Annotated in this window: 22 protein-coding genes, 1 tRNA gene and 1 pseudogene; 16 read left to right on the top strand and 8 right to left on the bottom strand. The window is 60.2% G+C overall.

All coding sequences use genetic code 11. From position 1 onward, the window contains the following. A partial coding sequence (locus ATI53_RS19640) for an IS66 family transposase (RefSeq protein WP_146609966.1) occupies nt 1-356 on the top strand: 356 nt, incomplete at its 5' end. Nucleotides 357-719: 363 nt separating this feature from the next. On the opposite strand, the gene ATI53_RS19635 is transcribed toward ATI53_RS19640, so the two are convergent. Continuing rightward, nucleotides 720-1,901, bottom strand: a complete 1,182-nt coding sequence (locus ATI53_RS19635; protein ID WP_111551161.1) for an NAD(P)/FAD-dependent oxidoreductase — start codon at nt 1,899-1,901, stop codon at nt 720-722. A gap of 30 nt (nt 1,902-1,931) precedes the next feature. Continuing rightward, nucleotides 1,932-4,547, bottom strand: coding sequence for a helix-turn-helix transcriptional regulator (locus ATI53_RS19630; protein ID WP_111551160.1), 2,616 nt, complete (start codon nt 4,545-4,547; stop codon nt 1,932-1,934). A gap of 212 nt (nt 4,548-4,759) precedes the next feature. On the opposite strand from ATI53_RS19630, the gene ATI53_RS19625 reads away from it, so the two are divergent. The 9 genes and pseudogenes from ATI53_RS19625 (at nt 4,760) to ATI53_RS19590 (ending at nt 13,124) form a co-directional block, all read left to right on the top strand. Next, nucleotides 4,760-5,971 (top strand): alkane 1-monooxygenase, encoded by a 1,212-nt coding sequence (locus tag ATI53_RS19625; RefSeq protein ID WP_111551159.1) that lies wholly within the window; start codon nt 4,760-4,762, stop codon nt 5,969-5,971. A gap of 174 nt (nt 5,972-6,145) precedes the next feature. Then, nucleotides 6,146-6,283: pseudogene (locus ATI53_RS23705) on the top strand (rubredoxin); the annotation flags it as partial. A 111-nt stretch (nt 6,284-6,394) separates the two neighbouring features. Then, nucleotides 6,395-6,652 carry a rubredoxin gene (locus tag ATI53_RS24515; RefSeq protein ID WP_009506507.1) on the top strand — a complete coding sequence of 86 codons (258 nt, stop codon included), beginning with the start codon at nt 6,395-6,397 and terminating at the stop codon, nt 6,650-6,652. Between the two features lie 10 nt (nt 6,653-6,662). Then, the gene (locus tag ATI53_RS19615; RefSeq protein WP_009506506.1) at nt 6,663-8,108 is read left to right on the top strand and encodes an aldehyde dehydrogenase family protein; all 1,446 of its coding nucleotides are present in this window, start codon (nt 6,663-6,665) and stop codon (nt 8,106-8,108) included. A 31-nt stretch (nt 8,109-8,139) separates the two neighbouring features. Beyond that, on the top strand, nt 8,140-9,768 hold the full coding sequence (locus ATI53_RS19610; RefSeq protein WP_111551157.1) for a GMC family oxidoreductase: 1,629 nt from the start codon (nt 8,140-8,142) through the stop codon (nt 9,766-9,768). Nucleotides 9,769-9,906: 138 nt separating this feature from the next. Beyond that, on the top strand, nt 9,907-11,529 hold the full coding sequence (locus ATI53_RS19605; protein WP_170134628.1) for a long-chain fatty acid--CoA ligase: 1,623 nt from the start codon (nt 9,907-9,909) through the stop codon (nt 11,527-11,529). 699 nt (nt 11,530-12,228) lie between these two features. After that, nucleotides 12,229-12,438: an integrase core domain-containing protein gene (locus ATI53_RS24510; RefSeq protein WP_111551156.1), complete on the top strand. Its 210-nt coding sequence runs from the start codon at nt 12,229-12,231 to the stop codon at nt 12,436-12,438. 46 nt (nt 12,439-12,484) lie between these two features. After that, nucleotides 12,485-12,558 (top strand) — tRNA-Arg (locus ATI53_RS19595). A gap of 317 nt (nt 12,559-12,875) precedes the next feature. Then, nucleotides 12,876-13,124, top strand: a complete 249-nt coding sequence (locus tag ATI53_RS19590; RefSeq protein WP_009502379.1) for a hypothetical protein — start codon at nt 12,876-12,878, stop codon at nt 13,122-13,124. 382 nt (nt 13,125-13,506) lie between these two features. Here the strand turns inward: ATI53_RS19590 and ATI53_RS19585 are convergent, their stop codons facing one another. Then, nucleotides 13,507-14,382 carry a LysR substrate-binding domain-containing protein gene (locus tag ATI53_RS19585; protein ID WP_009502378.1) on the bottom strand — a complete coding sequence of 292 codons (876 nt, stop codon included), beginning with the start codon at nt 14,380-14,382 and terminating at the stop codon, nt 13,507-13,509. A 103-nt stretch (nt 14,383-14,485) separates the two neighbouring features. Here ATI53_RS19585 and ATI53_RS19580 point away from each other — a divergent pair, with 103 nt between their 5' ends. Genes ATI53_RS19580 through ATI53_RS19555 form a run of 6 tightly spaced genes read left to right on the top strand, consistent with a single transcriptional unit; the run spans nt 14,486 to nt 20,063 of the window. Then, on the top strand, nt 14,486-15,649 hold the full coding sequence (locus ATI53_RS19580; protein WP_034451231.1) for a trans-sulfuration enzyme family protein: 1,164 nt from the start codon (nt 14,486-14,488) through the stop codon (nt 15,647-15,649). A 46-nt stretch (nt 15,650-15,695) separates the two neighbouring features. After that, nucleotides 15,696-16,724: an amino acid ABC transporter substrate-binding protein gene (locus tag ATI53_RS19575; RefSeq protein WP_009502376.1), complete on the top strand. Its 1,029-nt coding sequence runs from the start codon at nt 15,696-15,698 to the stop codon at nt 16,722-16,724. Further along, a complete protein-coding gene (locus tag ATI53_RS19570) occupies nt 16,724-17,875 on the top strand; it encodes an amino acid ABC transporter permease (RefSeq protein WP_009502375.1) in 1,152 nt (383 codons plus the stop codon). Before ATI53_RS19575 ends, ATI53_RS19570 begins: the two co-directional genes overlap by 1 nt. Before the next feature lie 6 nt (nt 17,876-17,881). Further along, the gene (locus ATI53_RS19565; protein ID WP_034451207.1) at nt 17,882-18,964 is read left to right on the top strand and encodes an amino acid ABC transporter permease; all 1,083 of its coding nucleotides are present in this window, start codon (nt 17,882-17,884) and stop codon (nt 18,962-18,964) included. Continuing rightward, nucleotides 18,964-19,701 (top strand): amino acid ABC transporter ATP-binding protein, encoded by a 738-nt coding sequence (locus tag ATI53_RS19560; RefSeq protein ID WP_009502373.1) that lies wholly within the window; start codon nt 18,964-18,966, stop codon nt 19,699-19,701. The genes ATI53_RS19565 and ATI53_RS19560 overlap by 1 nt, the downstream gene beginning before the upstream one ends. Nucleotides 19,702-19,724: 23 nt before the next feature. Further along, on the top strand, nt 19,725-20,063 hold the full coding sequence (locus tag ATI53_RS19555) for a RidA family protein (RefSeq protein WP_009502372.1): 339 nt from the start codon (nt 19,725-19,727) through the stop codon (nt 20,061-20,063). 605 nt (nt 20,064-20,668) lie between these two features. Here ATI53_RS19555 and ATI53_RS19550 read toward each other — a convergent pair. The 5 genes from ATI53_RS19550 to ATI53_RS23695 form a co-directional block, all read right to left on the bottom strand. Next, a complete protein-coding gene (locus ATI53_RS19550) occupies nt 20,669-22,066 on the bottom strand; it encodes a PepSY-associated TM helix domain-containing protein (protein WP_009502371.1) in 1,398 nt (465 codons plus the stop codon). Nucleotides 22,067-22,071: 5 nt separating this feature from the next. Continuing rightward, entirely contained in the window at nt 22,072-22,968 is an 897-nt protein-coding gene (locus ATI53_RS19545) for an alpha/beta hydrolase (protein WP_009502370.1), read from the bottom strand. Nucleotide 22,969: 1 nt separating this feature from the next. Next, nucleotides 22,970-25,093, bottom strand: coding sequence for a TonB-dependent siderophore receptor (locus tag ATI53_RS19540; RefSeq protein ID WP_111551155.1), 2,124 nt, complete (start codon nt 25,091-25,093; stop codon nt 22,970-22,972). A 105-nt stretch (nt 25,094-25,198) separates the two neighbouring features. Beyond that, on the bottom strand, nt 25,199-25,561 hold the full coding sequence (locus ATI53_RS19535) for a hypothetical protein (protein ID WP_009502368.1): 363 nt from the start codon (nt 25,559-25,561) through the stop codon (nt 25,199-25,201). A 472-nt stretch (nt 25,562-26,033) separates the two neighbouring features. After that, nucleotides 26,034-26,457, bottom strand: a 424-nt coding sequence (locus ATI53_RS23695) for a hypothetical protein (protein ID WP_211315406.1), incomplete at its 5' end; no start/stop codon positions are given.

Genomic DNA, 26,457 nt, shown 5'->3' with positions numbered 1-26,457 from the left:
TGTCGAAGCACAACCCCGTCGCCAGGGCCATCAGCGACATGTTCAAGACGGACCGGTGGAACGCCTTCACGTTGTTCCTTGAGGATGGGCGCGTCCGCCTGACAAACAACGCGGCCGAGCGCGCGCTGCGCGGTATCGCCTTGGGACGGAAATCCTGGCTCTTCGTCGGCTCCGAGCGTGGAGGCGACCGTGCCGCCTTCATGTATTCCCTGATCGCCACCGCCAGGATAAACGACATCGCCCCGCAAGCTTGGCGCGCCGACGTCCGCGACAAGCTCCCCAACACAACGGCTTCACGGGTGCCGGACCTTCTGCCATGGAACTGGCAGACATCGCAGCGCCAACTCGCTGCATGACCGCGGCCTACGCCGGATGCTTACGAAACACGCCGTTGCAAACCATGGAAAACGAATGAAAACCCTAACAGGAACTGTTCCGGAAACAGCCATACTGCCCAACGGGATGTGACCGCCCATTCATGGCAGGGCACATGATCAACCGTTCGCGGGTCGTCTATCCATCAGTCGCTTTTTCCAAAGGGCGGCACCGGCGATTCCGGTGCCGCCAGTTGGTCGACCACAGAAAGGTGACAGAGGCGGTATTCTACAAGAATACCGATATGCGCCCATGCCGTTTCGGGCCATTGTGTTTGGCGTTGAAACGGCAGATCTGCGGTTGCATCCCCGTGGACGTATCAGAGTCCCGGCTGGGGTGTCCCCTTACCGGACATCTGTCAGAACCACCGGAGAAATCGCTTTTGCAAGGGCGCTCTGGCGATTGGGCAGGTTCACAGTCTCAGTGGCCACAAGACGGTCATCGCATTTCAGATGCACCTCCAAGGATGGTGGATGCTGCGAGGCATTGCTTCGCACCAGATCGTAACCGGCCGCTATTCCAACGGCCTGAACCTTCATGTCCTTGAGATCGGACCAGAACCGGGGGGCCACAGGCGCGGGTCGTTCCCTGGCGCAAATCGCTGCTGCGGCAATCTGAGCCTGCGTGATTGCATTATGAACGGTTTCAATACGCAGTTTCCCAGGCGCGAATTTGCTGTCACCGCTGGCGCAATCGCCGATCGCAAATATTTTCGGGTCGGATGTCCGCATATCCTGATCGACGCAGATACCATTGTCACAGTCCAGACCTGCGGCCTCGGCAAGCTCCACATTGGGTGTGGCGCCGATGCCCGCGAGCACCAGATCGGCCTTTACCACCGTCCCATCGCCAAGACTGACCGAGGAAACGCGGCAACCAGAGGCGCCAAACCCCTGGATTTTCTTGTTGAACAGGAACCTGACACCGGCTTCCGTCAACCTCTGGGTGATGAAATTTGTTGTCGCGGGGGACGCCACGCGAGCCATCGCGCGTGCGGCGGACTCGATGACCGTGGCGGTCTTTGCCAGTTCGATTGCCGCAGAGGCCACCTCGAGTCCGATAACACCGGCACCAATGATGACAACGTCGCGACAGTCGGGGTCAGTCAGCGCGTGACGAAGCCCCGCCGAATCGCCAAGATTTCGCAGATAGCGAACCCCTTTCAGGTCCCCCCCCGGCAAATCAAGACGGCGAGGCGACGCCCCTGTCGCAAGAATGAGCGTATCGAATGTCGTCGTCTTCCCATCGGAAAAGCGTATATCCCGCGCGGTCCTGTCAATGCCGACGACTTTTCGCGCCCGTATCAGCTCGATGCGATTGGCTTCGAAAAAGGAAAGCGGGCGTATCGGAATCGGGTGCGGCCTGTCCGGGCCAAGCAGCCAGGTCTTGGATAGAGGCGGACGCTGATAGGGAAGCGCCACCTCCTCGCCAATAAGCTTTATCGCGCCTGCATATCCATTTTTTCGCAAGGCCGCGGCAGCATTTGTGCCGGCTGCGCCGTTGCCGATGATGACAGTTGTGTCCATGTTCTTGTTCCCCCCGTGTATGTCGAACGTTCAGATAAGGCCACGCGATCGTGCGATCAGCACGGCCTCGGTACGATTGCCGGCTTTTAGGCCTCGCATTACTTTTTTGAAGTGCCACTTCACGGTGTCTTCCGTGATATGCAGGCGCGCTGCAATTTCCTTGTTGCTCAACCCAAGCGCCGCATATTGCAAAACCCGGACTTGTTTTTGGCTGATCACGGCCGACCTGTCCGCAATTTCGCATTGATCGCCCTGCGCCTTGTTCGGCGGTTCCGCAAACGCGGAAATTTCGATTGCCGTCTGTCTCAGCAACGCTCTGGAATCCGGGCAAATGACCCGCAGAAAATGGTGCCTGTTCAGCAAAGTTCTGAAACTACCCAGTTGTTGCGCCTTGTGATTGGCTTCGGCGATTCGTTTCTGCGCCTGCTTTTCCTCTCCCATCAGGTAAAGTGTGGCGGCAAGGGTATATTCCGCCCGGATTTCTCCGCGTTGGTCCTTGACGGCGGTGAAATCCGAAAGAGCCTTGCGCGCCTGTCTTTCCGCCAGACCCAGTTTGCCGTCACGCAAAAATCGTGAGGCTTGCAGCAAAGCGCTTTCCGCCTGGATGGCACGGTTCTGGTTTGGCAGAAACGGCAGGTCTTCGTCCGACGGAAGAGGCTCGGCCGCCAGCGCGGTGCTCGTTCGGGTCCCCATGGCAAAGACTTCAGTGCCCAACCGAACCAGCATGCCCAAGCGTTTCAGCCCGCTTTCCTTCGCCAGCAGGCGGCAGCGTTCAAGCAACAAAAAGGCCCGCGATGTGTCGCCCTGACGGATATAGATTTCGTACGCGGTTCGAACGGTGTTCCAAACCACATCCGTCACCCCGAATTCGAGCGCGAAATCCAAAGCTTCCTGCACGGTGCTTTCATCGGGGGTCACCGATCCGTCTTCTGCCTGAATCTGCAGCTCCATGGTCGCGATCATGCCCTTTACAAAGGGCGTTCGCTTATAGGCAACGTTTTCATTTTCCTGTGCACTCCGAATTTCGCGGCGCGCCCCATGAATGTCGCCATTGAGCAGCCTGGCCAGAACCCCGGCGGCGGCAAGCCAGCCAAACGCATAGCGGTGACGGACTGCGCCGCTCACGACCGTGGCAGAGGCAATTTGATCTGAAAGCACGGAAAACTGCCTGTCAGAGGCGGCAATGAACGCTCTGCAAGTCTGCGCGGCGGCCCGACCGACCGGGTTGGCCAATCCATAGGTATCAATCCAGGCCGCGCAACTTTCGTCGCTTTCCTTCAACGCATCATGAGTGGCAAGACCAATGGACCGAACCAGTTCAGCCCATCCATTCGGGTCGTCCTGCGCCGTTAAGGCGGCCCCCCGGAACGTGTTCAACTTCTCCAGAATATCATGTGCTTCCCCTGCACGCTGACTGAAGAAAAGCACCCAGGCATACCCGATGGCCAAGGATGGCATCCCAAACAGCTTGGCCCGTGGAATCCCGGTGAACCAGATCGTCAAGGCTTCGATCTCTCCCTGCCTTAACGCAAGGTCCAACAGAGCCTGGTCGGTCAGCCGTTGGGCCCAGTTGTGATCCTGGGCCCGCAGAGCGACATCAACGACCAGGCGATGCTCGCTCCGTCGCCAATGCCAGAATGCGATGCGTTTCAGAAAATACGATCGACGCGACCCGTATTCCTCGATGAAACGATTGCGCAGGTAGGCGCGCAGCGTGGGATTGAGTTCAAAGCAGTTTGGCCGGTCACTGCTCGTCGTCAAGAGACTGTTAAGAGATGCGAGTTCCGCCAGCTTGCCAGCTGAATCATGTGTCTTGAACACATAATCGCAGGCTTCCGCGGTGATTTCTTCCAGCCAGCTGGCGTTGACAAGGCACTCGCGAAGCGGCCGGGATACCTGTGCCAGAACGTCGTTTTCAAAATAGGCCTGAATTTCCGGCAGGTGAACGATAGCCTCGCCGGACGTATTCGATTGTCCGGCCAGCGTACACAACAGCGGCCAACCGCCTGCCATGTCGAATATCTTCTCTGCACGGTCGGTTTCCACAGAAAGAACCGACTGCGTCTCATCGAGAGTGAAGCTCAATTCTCCTGGACCGATTGTCACGACATCCGAAAGCACCGACAGGGTGACCATCGTACCGGGCAGGCGCTCGCTTACCGCCAGGCGAACGGTTTCGGGCGTCTCCAGCGTGATCGTTTTCAAAAACCTCTGGATGGTGAAGATGTCCGTCACACCGTCAAGGCAAATTGTAACAGGCTCTTTGCGGCCCAGAAGCAGGCGCAGCGCGGCGTTTTTCAGGCTGGGTCGGGCCTGCATGCCGCGGAACGCCTTCGGCGCCAGCACCGCGACAATCGCGCGCGCAACGAACTCGGCTTCGCTGACGCCTTCTTGCCAGAACGACGACAGATCCAGATAGACGCAATCCTCGCCCCGGTCGATCGCGGCCTGGGCGCACAGGGCGATCTGCACCGACTTGCCGAAGCCGCGGGGCGCCTTGAAAAGGAGACACTTCGCGCCGGGGTGCGCCGCAAAATCCAGCCTGTCACGTCTCAGGCAGCCCTGAGCCAGCTTTTTCCGGCGGGTATCCATCCGATCCACAAAGTCGGCAAGGTCGTCAGGGGCTGCACTGGAGGTTGTGATCATCCCTCCCTCCCCGAAGTGACGTATCATTGCTGTATGTTGCAACGTACCGGAAGCACGCGAAACCCGAAACTACACGAACGTGTAGTTGTTCTGCGCCGCGGCTGGAACGATCACTATTGTCCAGCGCCCAGTGGCAGGACGACGCAATGCGAGACGCATGGCCTCATGACCGTCACCGAGCCTAACAACGGGTTTCAAGGGAGGAACAACCGATGAAGGATCTGAACGAAGCGGGCACGGCAGACGTCGCAACCGCAGAGGCATATGTGGACAAGAAAAGATATTTCTGGATCTTGTCCGTATTCTGGCCCGCAACGCCGCTGATCGGGCTTTATCTGGTATCGGTAACCGGGTGGAGCGTCTGGTACGGGACTGTGTTGATCCTGTGGTATCTTGCGGTGCCATTGCTGGACGCGATGTTCGGCGAGGATTTTTCGAATCCTCCCGAATCGGCGGTGCCCGATCTTGAAAAAGACCGCTATTACCGCGTGCTTACCTATCTGACCGTCCCCATGCACTACGCGGCCCTGATCGGGTGCTGCTGGTGGGTTGCGACCCATTCGGTCAATGCGTTCGAGTTTGTCGCGCTGGCTTTGTCGCTGGGTGTTGTCAACGGATTGGCCCTGAACACCGGCCATGAACTGGGACACAAAAAGGAAACCTTTGACCGCTGGATGGCCAAGCTGGTTCTGGCAGTCGTCGGCTATGGCCACTTCTTCATCGAGCACAACAAAGGGCACCACCGCGATGTGGCCACCCCGAACGATCCGGCGACCTCCAGAATGGGTGAAAGCATTTACGCCTTTTCGACCCGCGAGATCCCCGGCGCCTTCAAACGGGCGTGGGAGCTTGAAGAGGTCCGCCTTGAAAGAAGCGGCAAGAGCGTCTGGTCTTTGGACAACGAAATCCTTCAGCCGCTGATCCTGACGGCGGTTCTTTACGCCGGGCTGCTGGCGTTCTTCGGGCCGATCATGCTGGTGTTCCTGCCCATTCAGATGGCGTATGGATGGTGGCAGCTTACTTCGGCCAACTACATCGAACACTATGGCCTGCTGCGCGAAAAGATGCCCAACGGAAAGTACGAGCATCAGAAACCGCATCATTCGTGGAACTCGAACCACATCATGTCGAACCTGATTCTGTTCCACCTGCAACGGCACTCGGACCACCACGCGCACCCCACCCGGTCCTATCAATCGCTGCGCGATTTCAAGGACTTGCCCGCACTGCCCTCGGGCTATCCCGGAATGTTCTTCGCGGCCCTGATTCCGGCGTGGTTCCGGTCGATCATGGATCACCGTGTCCTGGGCTGGGCCAAGGGCGATCTGAACAAGATCCAGATCGAGCCCGGCATGCGCGAATACTATGAGCGCAAGTTCGGATCGGTCGCACCCGCGCAGGCTGTCGCTGTGCCTGCCGAATAAACTTCTGGCACACCGCGTGACACGCAGGGGTTGGCTCGGATCGGGCCAACCCCGACCTGCCCGATAGCATCCCGCCTTCCCCCGAAGGCCGGACCGCAGCAACAACCCACAGAAAAAAAGAACACGACGCGCATGCTCGCCTGTTGGCGCGCATGTGAATGGGAGGAATGAACGATGGCGACATATGAATGCCCGGATTGCGGATACACCTATGATGAGATCCAGGGGCATCCGCACGAAGGTTTTCCGCCAGGAACACCCTGGTCACAAGTGCCCGACGATTTTGCGTGCCCGGATTGCGCGGTACGCGACAAGCAAGACTTTATCCTGATCGGCGGATCTCCGTCAGGCGAGACTGCACCCGCTCAGGTCGTTGAACCCGCCCCCGCGCCAATCCCGGAACCCGCACCAGCACCAGCACCCGTGGCTGTGGCTGTGGCTGTGGCCCCTGCCGCGCCGCCGACGCCTCAGGCTGCCCCGGCAGCGCAGGCGACCCCGGTTGCGGGAACGGCCTACCGGAAATGGCTCTGCATCACCTGCGGTCATATCTATGACGAAGCCCTTGGCGACGAACACGAAGGGTTTCCACCGGGAACGCTGTTCAGTCAGATCCCCGACGACTGGTGCTGCCCTGACTGCGGCGCCACGAAAGAGGACTACGTCCTCTACGAAGAAAACTAGGAGATCTCGCATGAATCAGATTGCATCGTTTCCTGGCAACACAACCAGCGCGGATGCCATCCGGTCCGCATTCGACGCCCAGGTGCGGGCTCAACTTGCCCGGCGGGGCAGTTTCGACCGCAAGGCGCGCATTGCACAGCTGGATCGCCTGGCAGACGCCGTCAAGCGGAACCAGGACAGGATCATCGCGGCCTGCGCCGCTGATTTCCGCAAACCCGCTGAAGAAGTGAAATTGACCGAGATCTTTCCCGTCCTTCAGGAAATCCGGCACACCAGGCATCACCTGAAATCGTGGATGCGCGACAAACGGGCGCACGCGACTCTGGGCGTATTCGGCACCAGGGCCCGCGTTCGCCCCGAGGCCAAGGGTGTGTGCCTGATCATCGCGCCGTGGAATTATCCGGTGAACCTTTCGCTCGGACCGCTCGTCTCTGCCATCGCGGCGGGCAACAGCGCGATCATCAAACCGTCCGAGATGACGCCGAACGCGGCCCAGGTCGTTGTCGACATCGTGCAAGACGCCTTTACCCCGGATCTGGTCAAGGTCATCGAAGGCGACGCGGCCGTTTCGCAGGAGCTTCTTTCGCTGCCTTTCGACCATATTTTCTTCACCGGCAGCCCGGCAATCGGCAAGGTCGTCATGCAGGCCGCGGCGAAAAACCTGACATCGGTCACACTGGAGCTTGGCGGCAAGTCGCCCACCATCGTCGGCCCGAATGCCAATATCAAGAAGGCCGTGCGCAACATCGTCTGGGGCAAGTTCTCAAACAACGGACAGACCTGTATCGCACCCGACCATGTCTATGTGCACCGCGATGTGCTGGCCGCATTCAAGACTGCGATCAAGGCCGAGATTGGCCGGGTCTATGGAAAAACGCCCGAGGCCCAGAAAACCACGCCCGACTATTGCCGGATCGTGAATGAACGGCACTTTGACCGGGTGCGCAACCTGATTGAAGACGCCCGCAGCAAAGGCGCCAGCATCCTTCAGGGCGGTCAGACCGATGCAAGCCAGAATTTCATCGCCCCGACGCTGATTTCCGAAATCTCGGACGATATGGAAATCACCCAGGAAGAGCTGTTCGGACCGATCCTGCCGATCATCGAATATATCGACCTGGACAAGGTCATCGACAAGATCAACGCGAACCCCAAGCCGCTTGCCCTTTATATCTTCGACAAAAGCAAGAGTTTCGCCGATCAGATCATCGCGCGCACCTCATCGGGCGCGGTGGGCATCAACCTCACCGTGGTGCATTTCCTGCATCCGAATCTGCCATTTGGCGGAGTCAACAACTCCGGCATCGGGGCGGCGCATGGCGAATACGGCTTCAAGGCCTTTTCCCATGAAAAAGCCGTGCTGGAGGAACAGCATTCCATCACGCACATGCTGTTCCCGCCTTACACGGGCTTTGTGCGCCGCCTTATCAATATCGTGGTCCGGGTGCTCGGCTAAACGCCGCGCCGAACCAACAGGGAGAGAAGAAATGTACGACTATATCATCGTCGGCGCCGGATCCGCCGGTTGCGTTCTGGCCAACCGCCTGTCGGCAGACCCGGCAAAACGCATCGCGCTTATCGAAGCGGGCCCAAAGGATAAAAACCCGCTGATACACATGCCGCTGGGGATCGCCTTGCTGGCCAACAGCAAGAAACTGAACTGGGCATTCGACACCGAACCGCAAGAGCACCTGAATGGCCGCAAGCTGTTCTGGCCCCGCGGCAAGACGCTGGGCGGCTCGTCGTCGATCAACGCCATGGTCTATATTCGCGGGCACAAGTCCGATTACGACTATTGGGCGTCAGAGGCGGGCACGGATGTCTGGGGCTGGGACCGTATGACAGACCTGTTCAAGCGGATCGAGGACAACCACCGCTTCGGGGCAACCGACGCCCACGGCAAGGGCGGCGAGCTTTCCGTCAGCGAGTTGCAGACCGCGAACCCCCTGAGCCGCGATTTCGTGCAGGCCGGACGCGAACTGCAAATCCCCCATAACGGCGACTTCAACAGCGGCACCCAGGACGGCCTGGGCATGTACCAGGTCACGCAAAAGGACGGTCGGCGCTGGAGCTCGGCGCAAGCCTTTCTGCGCGGGGCGGAATCGCGGTCCAACCTCGAAATCTTCACCGATGCCCGCGTCACGCGGGTCGTCATGGAGGACAAGACAGCAACCGGTGTCACCTTGCGGGTAGGCGGCGAATATCGCCAGCTGCGCCTGAATGACGGCGGCGAGGTGATCCTGTCCGGCGGCGCCGTCAATTCACCGCAGCTTCTGCTGCTGTCCGGTATCGGGGACGCGGCGGAAATCAAGCGTCACGGCCTTGCGGTGGTTCACGATCTTCCCGAGGTTGGCAAGAATCTGGCCGACCATCTTGACGTGACGATCATGCATGCTGCAAGTTCAAGGCGTCCGATCGGTGTCGCGCTCAGCTTTTTGCCGCGTGCCATTGGCGGGTTTTTCTCCTACAACTTCAAGCGCAAGGGATTCATGACGTCGAATGTCGCGGAAAGCGGGGGGTTCATCAAGTCGTCGCCCGATCGCGACCGGCCGAACGTGCAGTTTCACTTCCTGCCGACCTACCTGAAGGATCATGGCCGCAAGATCGCTTTCGGCTATGGCTATACCCTTCACATTTGCGATCTGTTGCCCAAAAGCCGGGGCTATATCGGACTCAAAAGCCCGGACCCTATGGACGATCCGCTGATTCAGCCGAATTATCTGAGCGATCCGGAAGATCTGAAGACGATGGTTGACGCGTTCAAGGCGGCGCGCAGGATACTCGACGCTCCGGCGATGTCCGCGCATAGCAAATACGAGGTCCAGCCCGGAAAGTCCGTACAGTCCGACGCGGAAATCGCGGCCTTCATCCGCGAAGGCGCCGAGACGATTTATCACCCGGTCGGCACATGCCGGATGGGGGCGGACAAAGAGTCGGTAGTCGACCCTGAACTGAAAGTTCGCGGCGTTTCGGGGTTGCGGGTGGTGGATGCGTCGATCATGCCAAGCCTTGTCGCCGGAAACACCAACGCGCCCACCATGGTCATTGCCGAGAACGCCGCCGAGATCATTCTGGGGCAGGTGCGCGTCCTGGATCGGAGCAGGTCGGTTGCCTGAGCACGGTAAAGAGAAAAGAAGACAGTCACATGTCACGGATGCGATGGCGTTCGTTGCAGGAAACCGCAAGCCGCAACCGGCACATCCCAGGCCGTCCAGAGCGATCGAATAAGCGCCAAAAATCAAAGAGGAAGCTAAATGCACGGACAAATGATGGCGATGCCGCTGACAATCCACTCTCTTATAGATCACGGTGCTCGCTACCATGGAGACACCGAGATCGTGTCGGTGGAGACGGATGGCTCAAAGGCAAGGACGACATGGAAAGGCGTTTCTGATCGCGCGCGGCAACTCGGCTCGGCGCTTGCGAAACTGGGGCTTTTCAAAGGGGATCGCGTGGCAACGATCGCGTGGAACAACGCGCGGCATCTGGAGTGCTACTTTGGCATCTCGTGCAGCGGGATGGTGTGCCACACGATCAATCCGCGTCTCTTTCCCGAACAGCTTGTCTATATCATCAACCACGCGCAAGACCGGGTGATCTTTTTCGACAAGACCTTCCTGCCGATCATCCAGGGCATCAGGGAAAAGCTGACGACAGTCGACACGTTCGTTCTTATGTCGAAACGCGACGACGAGGCGGCAGACAAAATCCCCGGACTTGTGTTTTACGAGGATTTCCTGGCCACGGGGGATGAAAATGCCGATTGGGTGGATGTCGACGAAACGGACGCATCCAGCCTTTGCTATACCTCCGGCACCACGGGAAGCCCCAAAGGTGTGCTCTATTCTCATCGCTCCACTGTCCTGCATTCGCTGGGCGCCGCGTTGCCCGACACGCTGAACTTTTCAGCGCGCGAGGTGATGATGCCGGTTGTTCCGATGTTCCACGTCAATGCCTGGGGCGTTCCCTATGCCGCGGCAATGGTCGGCGCCAAGCTGGTCTTGCCGGGGCCTGGGCTTGACGGTGACAGCCTTGCACGGCTCATCGACGACGAAGGCGTCACGGTTGCGCTTGGTGTGCCAACCATCTGGCAAGGGCTGCTCGCCTCGCTCGACAAGCTTGGCTCCAAAGCCGAGTCGCTCAAACGCACCGTGGTCGGGGGAACGGCGTGCCCGCCTTCGATGATCGCCGAGTTCCGCGACAAATACGGCACCGAAGTTGTCCACGCCTGGGGCATGACCGAAACTTCGCCTCTCGGAACTGCAAATGCGCTGCTTGAACGCCATGTGGGCATGACCGAAGAAGAACAGGCGAAAGTTCGCGAAAGCCAGGGCCGCCCGCCCTACGGTGTCGAACTCAAGATCGTGGACGACGAAGGCACCACACTTCCCGAGGATGGGGCCGCGCAAGGCAATCTGCGCATTCGTGGCCATTGGGTCGTAGACAGCTACTTCGGCGCGGAACCCGGCACGACTTTGGAATCCGATGGCTGGTTCGAAACCGGCGATGTGGCCTCGATTGACGCGGATGGATTCATGACCATTCGGGACCGTTCCAAGGACATCATCAAATCGGGCGGCGAATGGATTTCCACCGTCGAACTCGAGGGCATCGCCGTCGGGCATCCGGATATCGCCGATGCCGCCGTCATCGCCGCGAAGCACGAGAAATGGGACGAACGTCCGGTAATCGTTGCGGTTCGCGCGCCCGGAACAAACCTGACGGAACAGGATTTGAAGGCCTTTTTCTTTGACAAGGTCGCCAAATGGCAGATCCCCGATGCCGTCGTTTTCGTCGAGGCATTGCCGAGAAACGCAACTGGCAAGGTGATGAAGAACAAGTTGCGGGAGACCTACGGCGACGTGCTTCTGGCGTAACTTGAAAACATGCGGGCGAAATTGCAGATCGCATTTTTTCGCCCGCGTGTTGCAGCACGTCAAGCCCGGCAAAGCAACCAGGGGAAGGACGAAATGAAACACGCTGGTTTGGTGGCAAAGCGGCCTCGGGCCGTCGAAATCATGACGGTTGGCTGCCTTGTACCGCCCGGCGCCACAAACGCGGATTTCTTTCCGTCAGGCTCGGGCCTTCGGCAACGGGTCCGTCTCCGTCAGGCGATTTCACTTTGATTTCGGATAGGTTCGTTTCTATGAACCGACCACGCACTGCTCTGCGAACGGTGCAAGCGCGGCTCCGTGGTTGGTCGCGCAGTTGAAGCGCCTAGAACGAATGGTCGGGCGTCACGGGTGTGTGCCGTCGATCACGCGCGGCGCGGATCGCTGGACGCCGACGCAGTGCCGGAAGCAATGGCACGTCGTCGTCGTCATCCGGCACCTGCGGGGTCTCATCGGGCGGTCTATTCACTTCATCCCGCCTACTCTGCGGAACCCAGGAGGCATACTTGATGGCGCCGAGGGTCAGTTTGCCCCACCAAAGGTTTTGCCTTGCGCTCTTCTTTTCGGGCAGCGCAATTGACGCCGGGCTGAAAAGCACACCGTGGCCAGTAACGCAATCTAGACCTTTGCAGCCGCACATAAGGTCGAGCGGCACCACATCGCGTCCCGCTGCCCGGCGGGGTCATGCGAAGCGTGATCCCGAGAGGGGGCAAACCCATGCGGAATGGCTTTGTGGAACGCGTCAACCACCGCCTGCGCGACGAATGCCCGCGGTCTCGGGGAACAAATGCGCCAGGTGACCTCACAGGCTTGAAAGTTCCGGTTTTCATGGCCCATGACGCTGGCGAACCGATGCGTCGTGGTCAAGCGTCTGACGCAAAAGCAAATGGATGATCTTGCCCACGGGGCGCCCGTCGTTTAAACGTCAGGGCGCGCCGCAGGCCCCTTAGCTCAGCTGGATAGAGCATCCGCCTTCTAAGCGGACGGCCGAGGGTTCGAATCCTTCAGGGGCCGCGCGCCAATTGCATTGCAGTCAGAGAAAGCAGATGAATGCGCAAACGGAAGCATAAGTCTGCGCAAGGGGTGTCAAGGGCGAAACGTATCGGCTGGTGTCCTTGGGCTACTCTCTGAAAGACGGTGACAGAGGCGCTGGAGCAGACGCTCCGGCGCCTTTCGCGTATGAAGGGGATGTGCGGTTCGTGGCATGAGGCGGGGGATCTGGCGGAGGGCCGTCGTGCTCTCCCTGTAAGAGCCTGAGCATGGCGCAGTGGGGCTGGCTTGCGATGGTGAGACCCTGGATACCAGGTCGCTTAGAAGCAGTGGGAACTCCGATGAAGACCATTAAGCCGACGCAAGCTGTCGCTACGATCCTCAGCCGATATCAGCGTCGGAGAAATTGTCAGGTGCCCGTCACAGCAACAGACGTCTACGCCGATACCCTTGCTCGCGTCTGTGGAGACGACGTTGACCTCGACCCGGTCGAACGGGGCCTCATCCACCTCAAGCGCCAGAAGGTGATTTCCGGCCGGAGACTGGTCACGCTTCTTGCGCGCCATCAGCGCGAGATCAGACCTGAGTGACGCCTCCCGAGGGCTTCCCGGGGTACTGGGCTCCACACCAGTTAGGAATACACCTCGCGTCATCGCTCTTGGGGGCGAATGGTTTGCTTCAAGGGGGCGTAGTCCCCGCTCACGTCCGGCGCTGCATGATGATCTGTCCTCGAAGGGCGGACAGCCGACATTCGTTGCTTCTACGAAGGTTCCATGCCGACTAGGTGAAAGCAGACATTCAAGCCCAAGCAGATCGAAACCTGCATGCTCCGCCGCGCACCAACATCGTCTACGCGCAGATCGCTACGTTTTCTCATCTCGGCCTCAGACGCACGGCGTCCGTCCATATCCAAGCAATGGCCTATCATACGTGCAAAGCGCCAGTCGTCTCTATGGGACGCTAGTCGCATCCTCATCGCAGCGCCATCAGCGTCTTTGTAAATTCCCGCACCAGCTTTGATTTTTGCTTCTCCACCGGGAAAATGAGCAACGACCTGAATATCACCGATGGCCGGAATGGGCGGAACGCGACGCGGTTGGGGTGGGCGCTGTCAATGACCATGGGGTTTATCAGTCCGACGGCATTGCCGCTCTCCGCCAGCGCGCAGATGGTCGCGGAGTTGGGAGTCTCGACGATATAGTCGGGTACTACATTATGTTGCGCGAGTAAGGTATCAAGCCTTTGACGCGCCCGGTCCTCTGGCACCAGTCCAAGCAATGGCAGATCGGACAAATGCTCCGGCTTGATCGTTTCCTTCGACGCAAGGGGGTGGTCCATCGGCATCGCGACGACACCGGGAGAAGAGGCGAAGGTTTGGGTGTCGACACCGGCCTTGTCGATCTCATCCGCCGCGAGGCCAATATCATATTGCCCGTCCACGATTCCATTGCGGATGTCGGCCGAGGATTTGACGTGGAACGTGATGCGGATCTTGGGGTGACTCTCTCGAAAGAGGCGGATCGCAGAGGGTATGAGAGCGACACTCCCCGCCGCCAAACCACCAATCCTGAGCGTGCCTTCGCCATAGTCGCGGATCCCGGCGGCGGCAGCGCGCAGACGATCCATGCCGCGAAAGCTCTCCTCGACCTCGCGAAAGAAGAGCCGTGCTTCTGGCGTCGGGACCAGTCTGCCCCGGACACGGTCGAAAAGAGGAAACCTAACGGAGTGCTCCAACTCTGCGATCAGCCGGGACACGGCCGGCTGCGTGATCCCCATGATCTCTGCCGCGCGCACGGTCGAACCAGAGATGATCAGGGCGTGAAAGGCTTCAACTTGTCGATGTTTCATGGCCGGTAGCTCTATAAGGTTAAGGCATACAGCTATGCTATCAGATCAGTATTAAGCCTAGGCCATTTCTGTAAGTCTACGAGAAATACACTCGGAGATCATGATGCGCGACGCGACACTTACCGTTCACCACCCTAAAGTCGATGACCGCGAATTCGCGTCGCTGGCCCCCGGCGTCGAGCGCGCCTCCACGATCGTCTTTGACAGCGCAGCCGCTTATGCGACCCGAGGCCAGCGCGATCTCGACAGCTATTCCTACGGGATGCATGGGACGCCCACACAGCGGGTGCTGGAGGCACAGCTCACCGCGCTTGAGGGCGGTGCCAAGACGGTCGTACTTCCCTCCGGGCAGGCAGCCATCGCCGTTGTGTTCCTCAGCGTTCTGAAACCGGGTGATCATGTTCTGGTGGCCGAAACCGCCTATCCGCCAGTTGCCGGCTTGTGCCGCAACTTCCTTGATACCCTAGGGATCGTATGGTCCACCTATCCGCCCGGCACAGGTGCGGCGATCGCGGATCATATCCGCCCTGAAACCCGCCTGATATGGACCGAAAGCCCCGGCTCGACCACAATGGAGATCGAGGATATCCCCGCAATTGTCAAAGTGGCGAAAGCCAAGGGGATCTATACCGGCATCGACAACACTTGGGCCACGCCGCTGTTGTTCAAACCGCTGGCGCATGGGGTGGATTTCTCAATGCAGGCCCTGACGAAGTACCCCGGCGGCCACTCCGACATCCTCATGGGGTCAGTTTCCGTCAGCGACCCCGACCTGCGCAAGGGCCTGCGGGACGTCATGCGGATGCTGGGCTTTCATACGGCGCCAGATGCGATTTCCCTCGTCTTGCGCGGGCTTGAAACCATGGCAGTGCGCCTGGCCCACGCAGGCCGCGTGGCCACCGATCTCGCGTTTGCAATCGACAGTGCCCATCCGGTCGAGGTTTTGACCCCGGTGCTGCCCGATAGCCCCGGTCACGTGCTCTGGAAGCGTGATTTCATAGGTGCCTCGGGCCTGTTCTCGGTGGTCCTGCCCGAAGCCTGGGAGTCCAGGCTCGACGCGGCGCTGGATGCGTTGGAGGTCTTTGCCATCGGCGCGTCCTGGGGCGGCACTCGCAGCCTGATCGCACCGATGAGCGTGGCTGCGCACCGAGTGACGTCCGAGCCCCGCAACAGCCGCATCATTCTACGGCTGAGTATCGGCCTTGAAGATCCGAAGGACCTCAAGGCCGATCTCGACAGGTTCTTCGGCATCCTCGCCGAGGCCTGATCAACGCCGCCCGAAAGAGGCGGCTTCCACCGACAGGAGAAGAAACATGAAAACAAAGATGAAAATTCTGACCGCGCTGGCCATGCCTGCGATGCTGCTCGCTGGCACGGCCCAAGCTCAGAGCGGTGGCACACTTGCCGCTGTCAAGGAGCGCGGTCGCATGGTTTGCGGCGCAAGCCAGGGCACCCCGGGGTTCGGTGCGCCAGACGACAACGGGTATTGGCGCGGCCTCGACGTTGAAACCTGCCGAGCCGTTGCTGTGGCAGTGCTGGGCGACATGGATGCGGTGGATTTCGTTCCGCTTTCCGGCCAGCAGCGCATTCCGGCGTTGCAGACCGGCGAGGTAGACATGCTACCCCGGACCATGACTTGGACGCTGCAGCGCGACGCCAACGGTATCAATTTCACCACGCCCAACTACTATGAGTACACGGGCTTCATGATGCCGAAATCGCTGGGGATCAGCGAGGTTGAAGGCATGACTGGCGCCACGGTCTGCGTGCAGACAGGCTCGACCACGGAATTGGTCGTCAATGACGTGTCGACCAAACATGATCTGGACCTCAGCCCGGTGGTTTTCGACAATACCTCTGCGGCGCGCCAGGCCTTCTTCTCAGGGCGCTGCGATGCGTTGATCACCGATGCCGGGGCGCTGGCGTCGGTCCGGGCGAGCATGGCCGACAATCCGGACGATTACATCATCTTCCCCGCAACGCCCTATGCCGACGCTCTGACGCCGGCCGTGCGGCAGGGGGACGATCAGTGGATGGATATCGTCACATGGTCGATCCAGGCGCTGATCGCTGCCGAGAACTTCGGCATTACGCAGGCTAACGTCGATGAGATGTTGGAAAGCGATGACCCGCGCATCCGCCGCTTTCTGGGTACCGATCCGGGCAATGGCGCAGCACTCGGCCTGAGCGAGGATTTCGCCTATCAGATCGTTAAGGCGCTGGGGAACTACGGCGAGGTCTTTGAGCGCAACGTCGGCATGGACAGCCCGCTGAAGCTGGAGCGCGGATATAACGCACTTTACAGTGATGGCGGGGTCATGTTCCCGCTGGCCTTCCAGTGATGCTAAGGACCCTATGGTACTCTGACCGGCTGCGCAGCCTGGTCGCACAGGTCGCCCTTCTGGGCGGCCTCGTGGGTCTTTTGTTCTGGCTTGGCAACAACACAGCGTCCAACCTGGCAGAACGCGGTATCCGCACAGGGCTTGATTTCTTGTCCAGGCCCGCCCGGTTTCCGATTTCCGAAAGCGTTATCCGGTATGATCCATCCGATAGTTTCCTCTGGGCCTTTGCGGTCGGCATAGGAAATACGCTCTGGCTGTCCTTCCTGACAATCGTCCTCGCCACTTTGGGCGGGTTGCTGCTGGCGCTTGCCCGGCTGTCTGGGCATCCGCTTCTGACCCGCCTGGGCCGCAGCTATGTGACCTTGTTCCGCAACATCCCCCTGATCGTTCAGCTGCTGTTCTTCTACGGAATCGCGACCTCGGTCTTTCCCGCGCCGCGCGATGCGCTGAACCCGGTTCCAGGCGTATTCCTGTCGTTGCGAGGCGTATATGCACCTGCGCTTGAGATCGCGCCGGGTGGCGGATTGTTCCTGGTGCTGTGCGGATTGTCACTGGTGGGAGTGGCTTTGGCTCTTCGCAGCCGTCATCTGCGCGGCCGCCACATGCCCAGGGCACTGCGGCTGGTGTTGGGAGTGGCCGGCTGGGCCGGTTTTTGCGTCGCGCTATGGGCTGCCATGGAGCGCCCGATCGGGCTTGATTTGCCGGAACTCACCGGACTGAATTTTCGCGGCGGCACCTATCTCAGCCCGGAGTTCGCAGCGGTGCTGATCGGCCTGGTGCTCTACACCTCTGCCTTTACCGGAGAGATCATCCGCGGCGGTATCGAAGCCATCGCCCGAGGCCAGTGGGAGGCCGGGCGCGCACTGGGTCTGTCTGAACGTCATATCATGTTTCGGATCATCCTGCCGCAGGCGCTTCGGGTGATCGTCCCGCCTATGACGTCTCAATACCTGTCGACGGTCAAAAACACGACCCTGGCGGTTGCTGTGGGCTATCCTGAACTTGGCCTGATCGTGAACACGGTGACCAACCAGACCGGCCAGGCGCTGGAGAGCATCTTGATCATGCTGGCGGTCTTCCTGACGATCTCGCTGTCGGTCTCCGCCCTGATGAACCTTTACAATGCGCGTATCGCGCTCGTGGAGCGCTGAGACATCATGACGAACAATCGCACAAATGCCACAGCTCAGCCCTCCACCAGCCCATCTATGGTGAGCCGTGGTGTCCGAATCTTTTTCGGCAGCTGGCTTTCCGCCCTGCTGACGCTCCTCTCCGTTGCGATCATACTGGCGCTGATCCCGGCCTTTCGCTGGGCCGTACTGGATGCGCAATGGCAAGCAGGCCCCCCGGAACTCTGCCACGGAGCCGGGGCCTGCTGGAGCTTCATCCATGCCAAGCTTCGTTTGATCCTCTTCGGTCTGTATCCGCCCGAAGCCCAATGGCGGGCGTTCACGGTGATCGTTCTGATCATCGCGCTGGTGCTCGCCACGCTGTGGCCACGCCTCTGGGGGCTTCGGATCATTGGCCTCTGGGCAGTGGGGCTGGCGGTCATGCTGGTGCTGATGCAGGGCGGTGTCTTCGGCATGTCCTACGTGCCCACCTCGAAATGGGGCGGGCTGCCGATCACCCTGCTACTTGCGGTGCTGTCCCTTGGTCTTGGCTTTCCGATTGCCGTGGTGCTTGCGCTTGGCCGACGCAGCAAGCTGCCGGTGGCGAGAGCTGTTTCTATCCTGATGATCGAACTCGTCAGAGGCCTGCCTCTGGTCGGTCTCTTGTTCGTTGCGGCCATTCTGCTGCCACTCTTCCTGCCGCCGGACTGGACCATCGACAAGCTGGGCCGCACGCTCGCAGCGCTCACGATCTTTGCGGCCGCCTACTTGGCCGAAGTGATCCGCGGCGGGCTGCAAGGTCTGTCCGGCGGGCAAGTCGAAGCGGCACAGGCCCTCGGCATTCCGTACTGGAAAACCGTCTGGCATATCGTCCTTCCGCAAGCGATCCAGAAAGTTATTCCGCCGCTGACCAATACCGCCATTGTGATGGTCAAGAACACGTCGCTGGTTCTGATTGTGGGTGTCTTCGACATTCTCAGCGCGGCGCGTAGCGCCGCCACGGACCCGGCCTGGCCCGCCCCATCGACAGAGGCGTATCTGTTCGTAGCGGCGATCTATTTTATTATCTGCACCGCTATCGGCTGGTACTCCCAGCACCTCGAAGCCGGTGTCAAAGCAAGGAGCCATTGATGACAAGGGCGATCGAAGTATCAGGGCTGAACAAGTACTACGGCACCTTCCATGCCCTGCGCGATGTGGACTTCTCAGTGGCGGAAGGCGAGCGGGTGGTGATCTGTGGTCCCTCCGGGTCTGGAAAGTCGACACTGATCCGATGCCTCAACCGCTTGGAGGTGCATGACGCGGGCACCATCCGGGTGCGTGGCATAGAACTAGGCGACAACCTGCGCAATCTGGACGAGGTCCGGCGTGAGGCAGGCATGGTGTTCCAGCACTTCAACCTCTTTCCCCATCTCACGGTTCTGGAGAACTGCGCGTTGCCGCAGATTCTCTCGCGCCGTACGGCCCGGGCCGAGGCGGAGGCACGCGGGCGTGACTTCCTTGAGCGTGTGCAGATCCTCGATCAGGCCGACAAATATCCCGGCCAGCTGTCGGGCGGCCAGCAGCAACGGGTGGCCATCGCCCGGGCCCTGTGCATGCGGCCCAAGGTGATGCTTTTTGACGAGCCGACATCGGCGCTCGACCCTGAAATGATCCGGGAGGTTCTGGATACCATGGTCACGCTGGCGCAGGAGGGGATGACCATGGTCGTGGTGACTCATGAAATGGGGTTCGCCCGTCAGGTCGCGGATCGCGTGGTCTACATGGAAGCGGGTGAAATCGTCGAAACGGCGGCCCCCGCGACTTTTTTCGACAGCCCCCAGGACGACCGCAGCCGTCGGTTCTTGTCAAAACTCGTCACGGCCTGAACAGCGCTCCGAAAGAATCCGACATGATTACACGACTTGAAACCGGCCCCCGCATGAGCAAGATCGTCAAGCATAATGGCACCGCCTATCTCTGCGGGCAGGTCGGTGCAGGCGACAGCGTCGCCGAGCAGACACGGGATTGCCTTGGCCGTGTCGATGCCCTGCTTCAGGAGGCCGGGTCGTCGCGAGAGCAGATGTTGCAGGTCATCATCTGGCTGTCCTCCATGGAGGACTTTGCCGAAATGAACGCGGTCTGGGATGCCTGGGTGCCCGAGGGTCACGCGCCCGCCCGCGCATGCGGCGAAGCGCGCCTCGCCCGCCTTGGGCTGAAGGTCGAGGTGATCGTGACCGCCGCGTACTGAGCCCTTGCAGGGTCCGTTCTTCGGACCAGCCGACCTTCAGCGGCCACCAATTCTGGACATTATGCCCAACACCCGCTCTGCAGTAGCTGCGTTGCTGCGTTTGGAGTCTTGGCCTCAGGCAGCAACGCGCCGGGACCGACGCCGCGCGAGGGATTTCAAGGCGCCTAACCCCGAGGCACAGCAAAGATCGAGAATCCGACCTTTGCTGTGCTGGCAATCGGATCATCCGGATACATGGAAGCCGACTTCCGGGGCTGGCAAGGCTCGAGCTATCCGGCAAACCCACAAGCCCGCTTCGAGCTCCATGGTGCCGTCGTCGGGGCGGCACCGCGCTCTTCCCGGCTGCTTTCGGTCATTCGCCTTGAACCTCTCTCAAACAGGTGCGCGAAATATCCCGCCGATTTCCGGGTATGACTACCTTTCTATCCGCTCAGAGCCTGATCAAGCCGCTCCATCGGGCAGGATACTGCTGTTCTTTCTCCGACACCATCCAGCGGCGACTGCGAGGACAAACGTCCATGTTTCGCTTCTTGCGATATCTGCGTACAACGCTCGTCCGCACCGCGTGCCCCAAGCCGCAGCGATAGCGGCTTGGGGCACTGTGGTCAGTTCAGGATGCGCCTGAGCGCGGGAACCTTTGTCAGAAGCAGCACGTCAAGCGCCACCACTCCAAGCAAGGCGATACCCGCCATGGGAAAGGCCATCGCAAGCGCCAGCGCGACCAGCACCGCGCCTTTCCAAAGCGGCATGTCGCGCGGCATCGGAGGAGCAGCCAGCCGACCGGCACCCGAAGGGCGACGTTTCCACCACATGGCGATCCCGGTGACGCAGGTCATGATGACCAAGAGCAAGAACACCAAGTTGAAGGCAAAGTTCAGCGGTCCCACTAGACCTTTGTGCAGCCCGATACCCCAGGCCATCGCCTTGGCCATGAGAGAGTACTCCGCGTAATGGACATCGGCGAGCACGTTGCCGGTATACTGGTCAAGATGTGTCGTTCGGTCTTGCCAAGGCATCACGTCATCTTCGTTTCGAACCTCCGCCATGACGGTGAAAACGCCGGCTTCATCCTGCGGAATGGAGATCTTGTACTGCCCCGAGAAACCGTTCTCGACAGCCCAGGCGCTTATCGTGTCCAGCGTGACCCTATCGGAAACACCGGCGGCCCCGGCATCGCTTCCCGAGGCGGGCATCGGCACCTGCTCCATGCCCCATGCCACGTCCTGGTGCCCAGCGTGGTTCATCGAAGCGTGGGTCCGGTCGGAGAGGGGAATGTTGGTCCAGGATTTCTCGGCCGGGAACGACGCCCAAGGCTGCACAAACTGCGCGCCCCAGATCCCCGACCAAGACAGGCCCGACAGGACGAACAAAAGAAGGAATAGCGACATCACTGTCCCCACACTGGTATGCAGCGACTTGAACAGGTTCCGCCCGCGCGCTCGAATGTCCGGGACGACGGCGCGGATGCCTGCCTTGGGAAGCCACATCCAGAGCCCGGTGACAATCAGGAGAACGATCAACGACGCCGTGGTTTCCATGATCCGGTCTCCGGTATCCCCGATCAGGAGCGTTCCGTGGATGCGGTTGGCAATGGCATAGAGCGTCGTGGTCTTGTCCTGGCTGTTCAGCACCGTCCCGGTATATGGGTTCACGGCGACAGACATGACGGCGTTGCCCTGCTCGATGGCGAAGAAGGCAGGGCGGTCCGGGGCTTCGGGGGCGACATACTGGTTCAGCGTGCCGCCAGGAACAGACGCAAGTGCGGCGTCCGCCTGTTGGGTCACGGGAACCGCGGTACCCGTCATCGCGACATCCGCGACGTTACCGAGCTGGTTTGACGTTGCAGTGGAGATCATCATGATCATGCCGGTCACGGCAAGGATCAGAAGGAAGGGCACGACGAAGAGCCCTGCATAAAAATGCCATCGCCATGCGGCAAAGTAGAGTTTGTTCGCCTGCGGCTGCGACGCCTCACGTGGCGGATTGGTTGATTGGGTCGTCATATTGGTCAGTCTCCTTGGAGAGAGCGGTGCTGGTGAATATCGGTCAGGCCATTTGTCTGTAACCACGCGGCAAAGTCCTCAAACCAGTGGTCGCTTGCCTTTCCCTGAGGTTCGAGGCCGAAGCCGTGACCGCCGTTCTGATAGACATGCAGCTCTGCCGGAACGTCCGCTTCGCCCCAGGCGATGTAGATGCGCAGGCTGTCATCCGGCAAAAAGGCGTCATCTGCAGCCGCCGCGATGAAGGCCGGCGAGGCGTGGGCGGGTACGGGTGTGCGCAGACCGCCGTAGAGGAAAGCGACGAAGTCCGGCCGGGTCTCGGCATCGCCGATGGCCAGGTCGGCGGCCAGGAAGGCGCCAGAGGAGAACCCAAGTAAGCCGATCTTCGCCGGGTCGATGCCCCAGTCTGCCGCACCTTCCCTCAACAGGCTCATGGCGCGGCGACCATCCTCGACCGCGGAGGGTTCGCCTGCGAAGATCGGAGCCTCCGCAGGCTGGCCCGTTTCCGCCCTTTGCATCAGGACATTCATTTCCTGAACATGGACTTCGGGCATGTGCATGCCGTCGTCCGGGCTTTCGATGGTGCGGTATTTCAGGACGAATGCCGTGATGCCCAGATCGGCAAGGCGGTGTGCGACCGCCATGCTCTGCTCATAAGCCAACCCCACGAAACCACCGCCGGGCGCGACGATCACCGCCGTGCCGTTGGCAGTCGCATCCGTTGGCCGAACGATCTCCAGCGTAGGGGCGCTGACGTTGAAGACGAAGATCTCGCCTTCGATCCGATCCCGGCTTTCAGGGCGGTTCAGAGGCGCGGCTCTGCCGTCGGGATAAAGCGGGATGACCGGATCAGCCATTGCGGTCATGGGCAAGAGAAATGCGCAAAGCGCAAGGGTGCGGAGCATCTCAGAACCTCTTGCTGATGTTGAAGAGGATCTGTCGCTCGGCACCGGGAACCACACGTCCCCCCATGTAGCCATACATCGGCAGGTCGTATTCCGTGTCGAAGAGGTTCTTCACGGCCAGTGCATAGGTCATTCCGCCCTGCGTATAGCTGGCAGAGGCGTTCACTGTGGCATAGCCATCTGTCTCGTAGGTGTTTGCCTGATCGAGCTTGGAGGACGAGACCGCATGCAGCCCGGCCCCCGCGCGCCAGCCTTCATCGTTGTCAGCCCGTGCATCGTAATCGACCCAGAGACCGCCGGAATGACGCGGCACACCGGGAAGCTTTGACCCGGCAGGGGCGCCCATCGGGATATCCGCCGTCAGCTCGGCATCGGTATAGGCGTAGTTCACCATGACCTTCCAGGCGCCCCCCGGCTGCCAGACGGCATCAAGTTCGACACCCTGAGAGCGCTGCTGCCCCTCGGTAACGCTGGTCAGCATCATGGGGTCGTTGGGGTCGGTGACAGGAACATTCTCACGCTCGATCCGGAAGGCGGCAATGCTGCCCGAGACGGCGCTTCCATCATATTTCAGGCCGATCTCGGCCTGGCGGGAAAACTCCGGCTTAGGTGTCGATGAATAAAAATAGAACGCATTGGCCTTCATGCCCTCGCTGTAGCTGGCAAAGGCCGACCATTGATCCGTGAGGTCATAGACCGCGCCGATCCTGGGCAAGAGCTTTGTTTCTTCCAAGGTGTCGCGCCGACCGTAGCCTTCGGAATCGTAGATCGTCTCCAAGTGGGCCAACCGCAGCCCGCCCAGGAGGTGCAGCCGCCCGACGGAAGATTGCATCTGCACAAAGGCCCCGGAGGTCGTGTAGGTGCCGTTGCCTTCGCCCATAGCCAGCGTCGAAGGCATGGTCCATGCGGGCCATGCGCCCGGGTTCGCCAGATCGTTGCTCCCGGCGTAGTCCATGTACATCAGAGAATAATCTTCGATCCGGGAATAGTCCGCGCCAAATAGCAGCACGTGATCCCAATTCCCGGTGCTGAAACGCCCCTCGAAGGAGGTGTTGAAGCTGTACTCGGTCTGCTCGCCGGGCACGTAGGAATTGTAGAGGCCCCAGTCGGTCGGCCCCGCATCAGGGGCATTCGACAGGATGATCTGGGTGATCTGTTCCACTTCGTTTTCGCCATAGCGGAACTGCGTGCGGTTGGACCATTGACCGTTGAAATCATGCTCCAGCGTAAAAGTCAGCTTGCGCGTTTCCGTGTGGCTTTCCGGAATATCGGGATCGCCGATGTAGAGGTCCCGGTCGATGCTGAAATCCCCGGTCACCGTACCGACGGCGGGCAGGCCCTGATATTCCTTTTGCTCCCAACGGGACAGGTAGCCCTCGATCGTGAGGCGGGTATCCGTCCCGTAGCCGAAGGTCAGCGAGGGGCTGAACGAGTAGCGGTCCGTCTCAATCACGTCCTGGTCTGCTTCGGACCAGACGTAACTGCCGTTCATGCGGAAGAGCACGGTGTCGGACAGCTGGCGATTGATATCGAAGGACGGCTCTATGTAGTTGTTTGTCCCATAGGTCAGGCCAAGCTCGGTGAAGTTTTCCGGCTCGGGTTTCTTGGTCACGATGTTGACCAGGCCGCCAAGGGGCGTGCCGATACCGCCGCCGTAGAGGATGGCATTCGGCCCCTTCAGCACCTCGATCCGCTCGACACCTGCCATGGCATTGGCGTCGCCCGTATTGATGTAACTGGTCATGCCGTCCTGGTAGAACTCGGCAGGGAAGCCGCGCAACAGGGTGGATTCGAAGGCAGGCGTCTGAAGAGGGATCGTGCCTTGGGCCCCACTGACATTGCCAAGTGCCTCGGACATGGTGGTGATGGCCTGATCCTCCAGCAGTTCGGGCGACAGGACCTGAACGGATTGCGGCGTCTGCTGGAGCGGGGTTGCCGTGCGCGTGGCGCTCGAGATCGCATCCGCACGGTAACCGTCGATGACTGCGCCGTTCTCAAGACCCTGAATGAGGATCGGATCGAGAGTGATGGTGCCGAGGTCCATAACCTCTTGGGCAAAAGCGATCGTGGCGCAGAGAGATGTGCTGGCGAGCAGGAGCCCGGCCAGTTTCAGGGGATGTTTCATGGGGTTTCCGAAATGAACACGCCATGTCAGTGTACGTCGTCAGGCCACCGACATGCCGTAGGAAGGTAAACCCGGACGTGACGCATCGCGTCCGGCATTGCCGCTTCAGATCATTTCAGGAGGGGCACGAGGCGCATGGCAGTGGTCTCGTGCCTGTGCTTCGCGATAGAGAGCCGCGCTCTCCTTCCAGCCGGCGCTCGGAATGAAAACGCGCCAGATTCCGACTGGAGCCGGTAAGGGCGTATCCGGGGTCAGATGGCAGAATGGGCAGCGATGCTCGTGCCCAAGGTGATCGCCGCAAATATCGTCGAGGGAAAGGCCAAGCGCCGCGACCTCGGCACGGATGATGGTGTTCTCGTCGGGCGCCATCATGCGTGCGGACGCAATGCTACCGACTGCCAGAAGCAGTACGGCAAACAGCGTTATTACGATATGTCTCGCGCGGGAACTCATCGCTGCCAGATACATGATCGGCGCATGTCATGTCATCATGTTAAGAACCTGATGATGTGGTATGCGACGAATAACCTCGCCTTTATTCCGAAGTATCCTGACCGGTTTGCGTCTTCGAGCAAACCGTCCCCGCCCGCTATCTCGTCACGGGAGAATCGTGGGCTGACGTTAAAGAAAGTGTGCCAGTCATACGGTCTGGGTTCAAATAGGGAGAAAGCAGATAATGGCGGGATAGCTACCGAGAACAGTGGACGTATGGCCCCCGCTGTTGCGAGTGCAGCGAACGACCGTTTTGCCCGCCCCACTGACCTTGTGCCGTCAGACCATGCTGCGCGATGCCACCAGTGTCCGGTATGGGTAAACTGCGGCGCAGCGAGGCCCAACCTGATGAATGTCCGGAATGGGCCGGAAGCAGCGGCGCGTCCGGTTGAGGTCCCACACCTGCACAGCAAGCCCCTAACCGACTCGCGAAGGTCTCGAGGCGAAGTCACTTCTCCGCTGTATCGTCAGCCGCTGTTGAGAGGAGGGCTTCAAAGAGCCCTGGTTCAAGCCAATTCCTGTCTTCCAGAACCTCTGCATCGACAACGCTCTGCTGACGCTTCAGCTCTGTCAGGCCAGCCGCCATGATGCGTGACATGCGATATCCGCCGCGTCGGCATAGATAGACGGAACCTGATCGACCAAGGAAGCGGTATGCGCGGTCGTCCGCATGAACGGTTTGGATGCCTGAGTTTATTCGCCAGGCATCCCCGTCGAGATAACCACCGTGCCAGCCGCCTAATACTCTGAGCTGAGTGAAAGTTCTGTCCCGCGTCGGGTCGTGTCGCGGAAGTGGTGGAAATTCGAAGGCGGCGTAATCTCCGGGTGACCTGAAACCCACCCAACCGGCGGCGCCAACCGCCAGGGAGATC

Origin of the sequence: Salipiger aestuarii (assembly GCF_003259905.1) — a bacterium.
GTDB lineage: Bacteria > Pseudomonadota > Alphaproteobacteria > Rhodobacterales > Rhodobacteraceae > Salipiger > Salipiger aestuarii.
Note: the sequence above shows the minus strand (reverse complement) of the source record. Positions and strands in the feature narration are given on the sequence as shown.

Bases quoted from the DNA above. Each gene is read 5' to 3' on its own strand.
- ATI53_RS19570 (WP_009502375.1), top strand. From the start codon at position 16,724: ATGCTAAGGACCCTATGGTACTCTGACCGGCTGCGCAGCCTGGTCGCA.
- ATI53_RS19625 (WP_111551159.1), top strand. From the start codon at position 4,760: ATGAAGGATCTGAACGAAGCGGGCACGGCAGACGTCGCAACCGCAGAG.
- ATI53_RS19635 (WP_111551161.1), bottom strand. From the start codon at position 1,901: ATGGACACAACTGTCATCATCGGCAACGGCGCAGCCGGCACAAATGCT.
- ATI53_RS19560 (WP_009502373.1), top strand. From the start codon at position 18,964: ATGACAAGGGCGATCGAAGTATCAGGGCTGAACAAGTACTACGGCACC.
- ATI53_RS19605 (WP_170134628.1), top strand. From the start codon at position 9,907: ATGCACGGACAAATGATGGCGATGCCGCTGACAATCCACTCTCTTATA.
- ATI53_RS19615 (WP_009506506.1), top strand. From the start codon at position 6,663: ATGAATCAGATTGCATCGTTTCCTGGCAACACAACCAGCGCGGATGCC.
- ATI53_RS19535 (WP_009502368.1), bottom strand. From the start codon at position 25,561: ATGTATCTGGCAGCGATGAGTTCCCGCGCGAGACATATCGTAATAACG.
- ATI53_RS19555 (WP_009502372.1), top strand. From the start codon at position 19,725: ATGATTACACGACTTGAAACCGGCCCCCGCATGAGCAAGATCGTCAAG.
- ATI53_RS19540 (WP_111551155.1), bottom strand. From the start codon at position 25,093: ATGAAACATCCCCTGAAACTGGCCGGGCTCCTGCTCGCCAGCACATCT.
- ATI53_RS19550 (WP_009502371.1), bottom strand. From the start codon at position 22,066: ATGACGACCCAATCAACCAATCCGCCACGTGAGGCGTCGCAGCCGCAG.
- ATI53_RS19610 (WP_111551157.1), top strand. From the start codon at position 8,140: ATGTACGACTATATCATCGTCGGCGCCGGATCCGCCGGTTGCGTTCTG.
- ATI53_RS19565 (WP_034451207.1), top strand. From the start codon at position 17,882: ATGACGAACAATCGCACAAATGCCACAGCTCAGCCCTCCACCAGCCCA.
- ATI53_RS19630 (WP_111551160.1), bottom strand. From the start codon at position 4,547: ATGATCACAACCTCCAGTGCAGCCCCTGACGACCTTGCCGACTTTGTG.
- ATI53_RS19545 (WP_009502370.1), bottom strand. From the start codon at position 22,968: ATGCTCCGCACCCTTGCGCTTTGCGCATTTCTCTTGCCCATGACCGCA.
- ATI53_RS19585 (WP_009502378.1), bottom strand. From the start codon at position 14,382: ATGAAACATCGACAAGTTGAAGCCTTTCACGCCCTGATCATCTCTGGT.
- ATI53_RS19590 (WP_009502379.1), top strand. From the start codon at position 12,876: ATGAAGACCATTAAGCCGACGCAAGCTGTCGCTACGATCCTCAGCCGA.
- ATI53_RS19580 (WP_034451231.1), top strand. From the start codon at position 14,486: ATGCGCGACGCGACACTTACCGTTCACCACCCTAAAGTCGATGACCGC.
- ATI53_RS24510 (WP_111551156.1), top strand. From the start codon at position 12,229: ATGCGAAGCGTGATCCCGAGAGGGGGCAAACCCATGCGGAATGGCTTT.
- ATI53_RS19575 (WP_009502376.1), top strand. From the start codon at position 15,696: ATGAAAACAAAGATGAAAATTCTGACCGCGCTGGCCATGCCTGCGATG.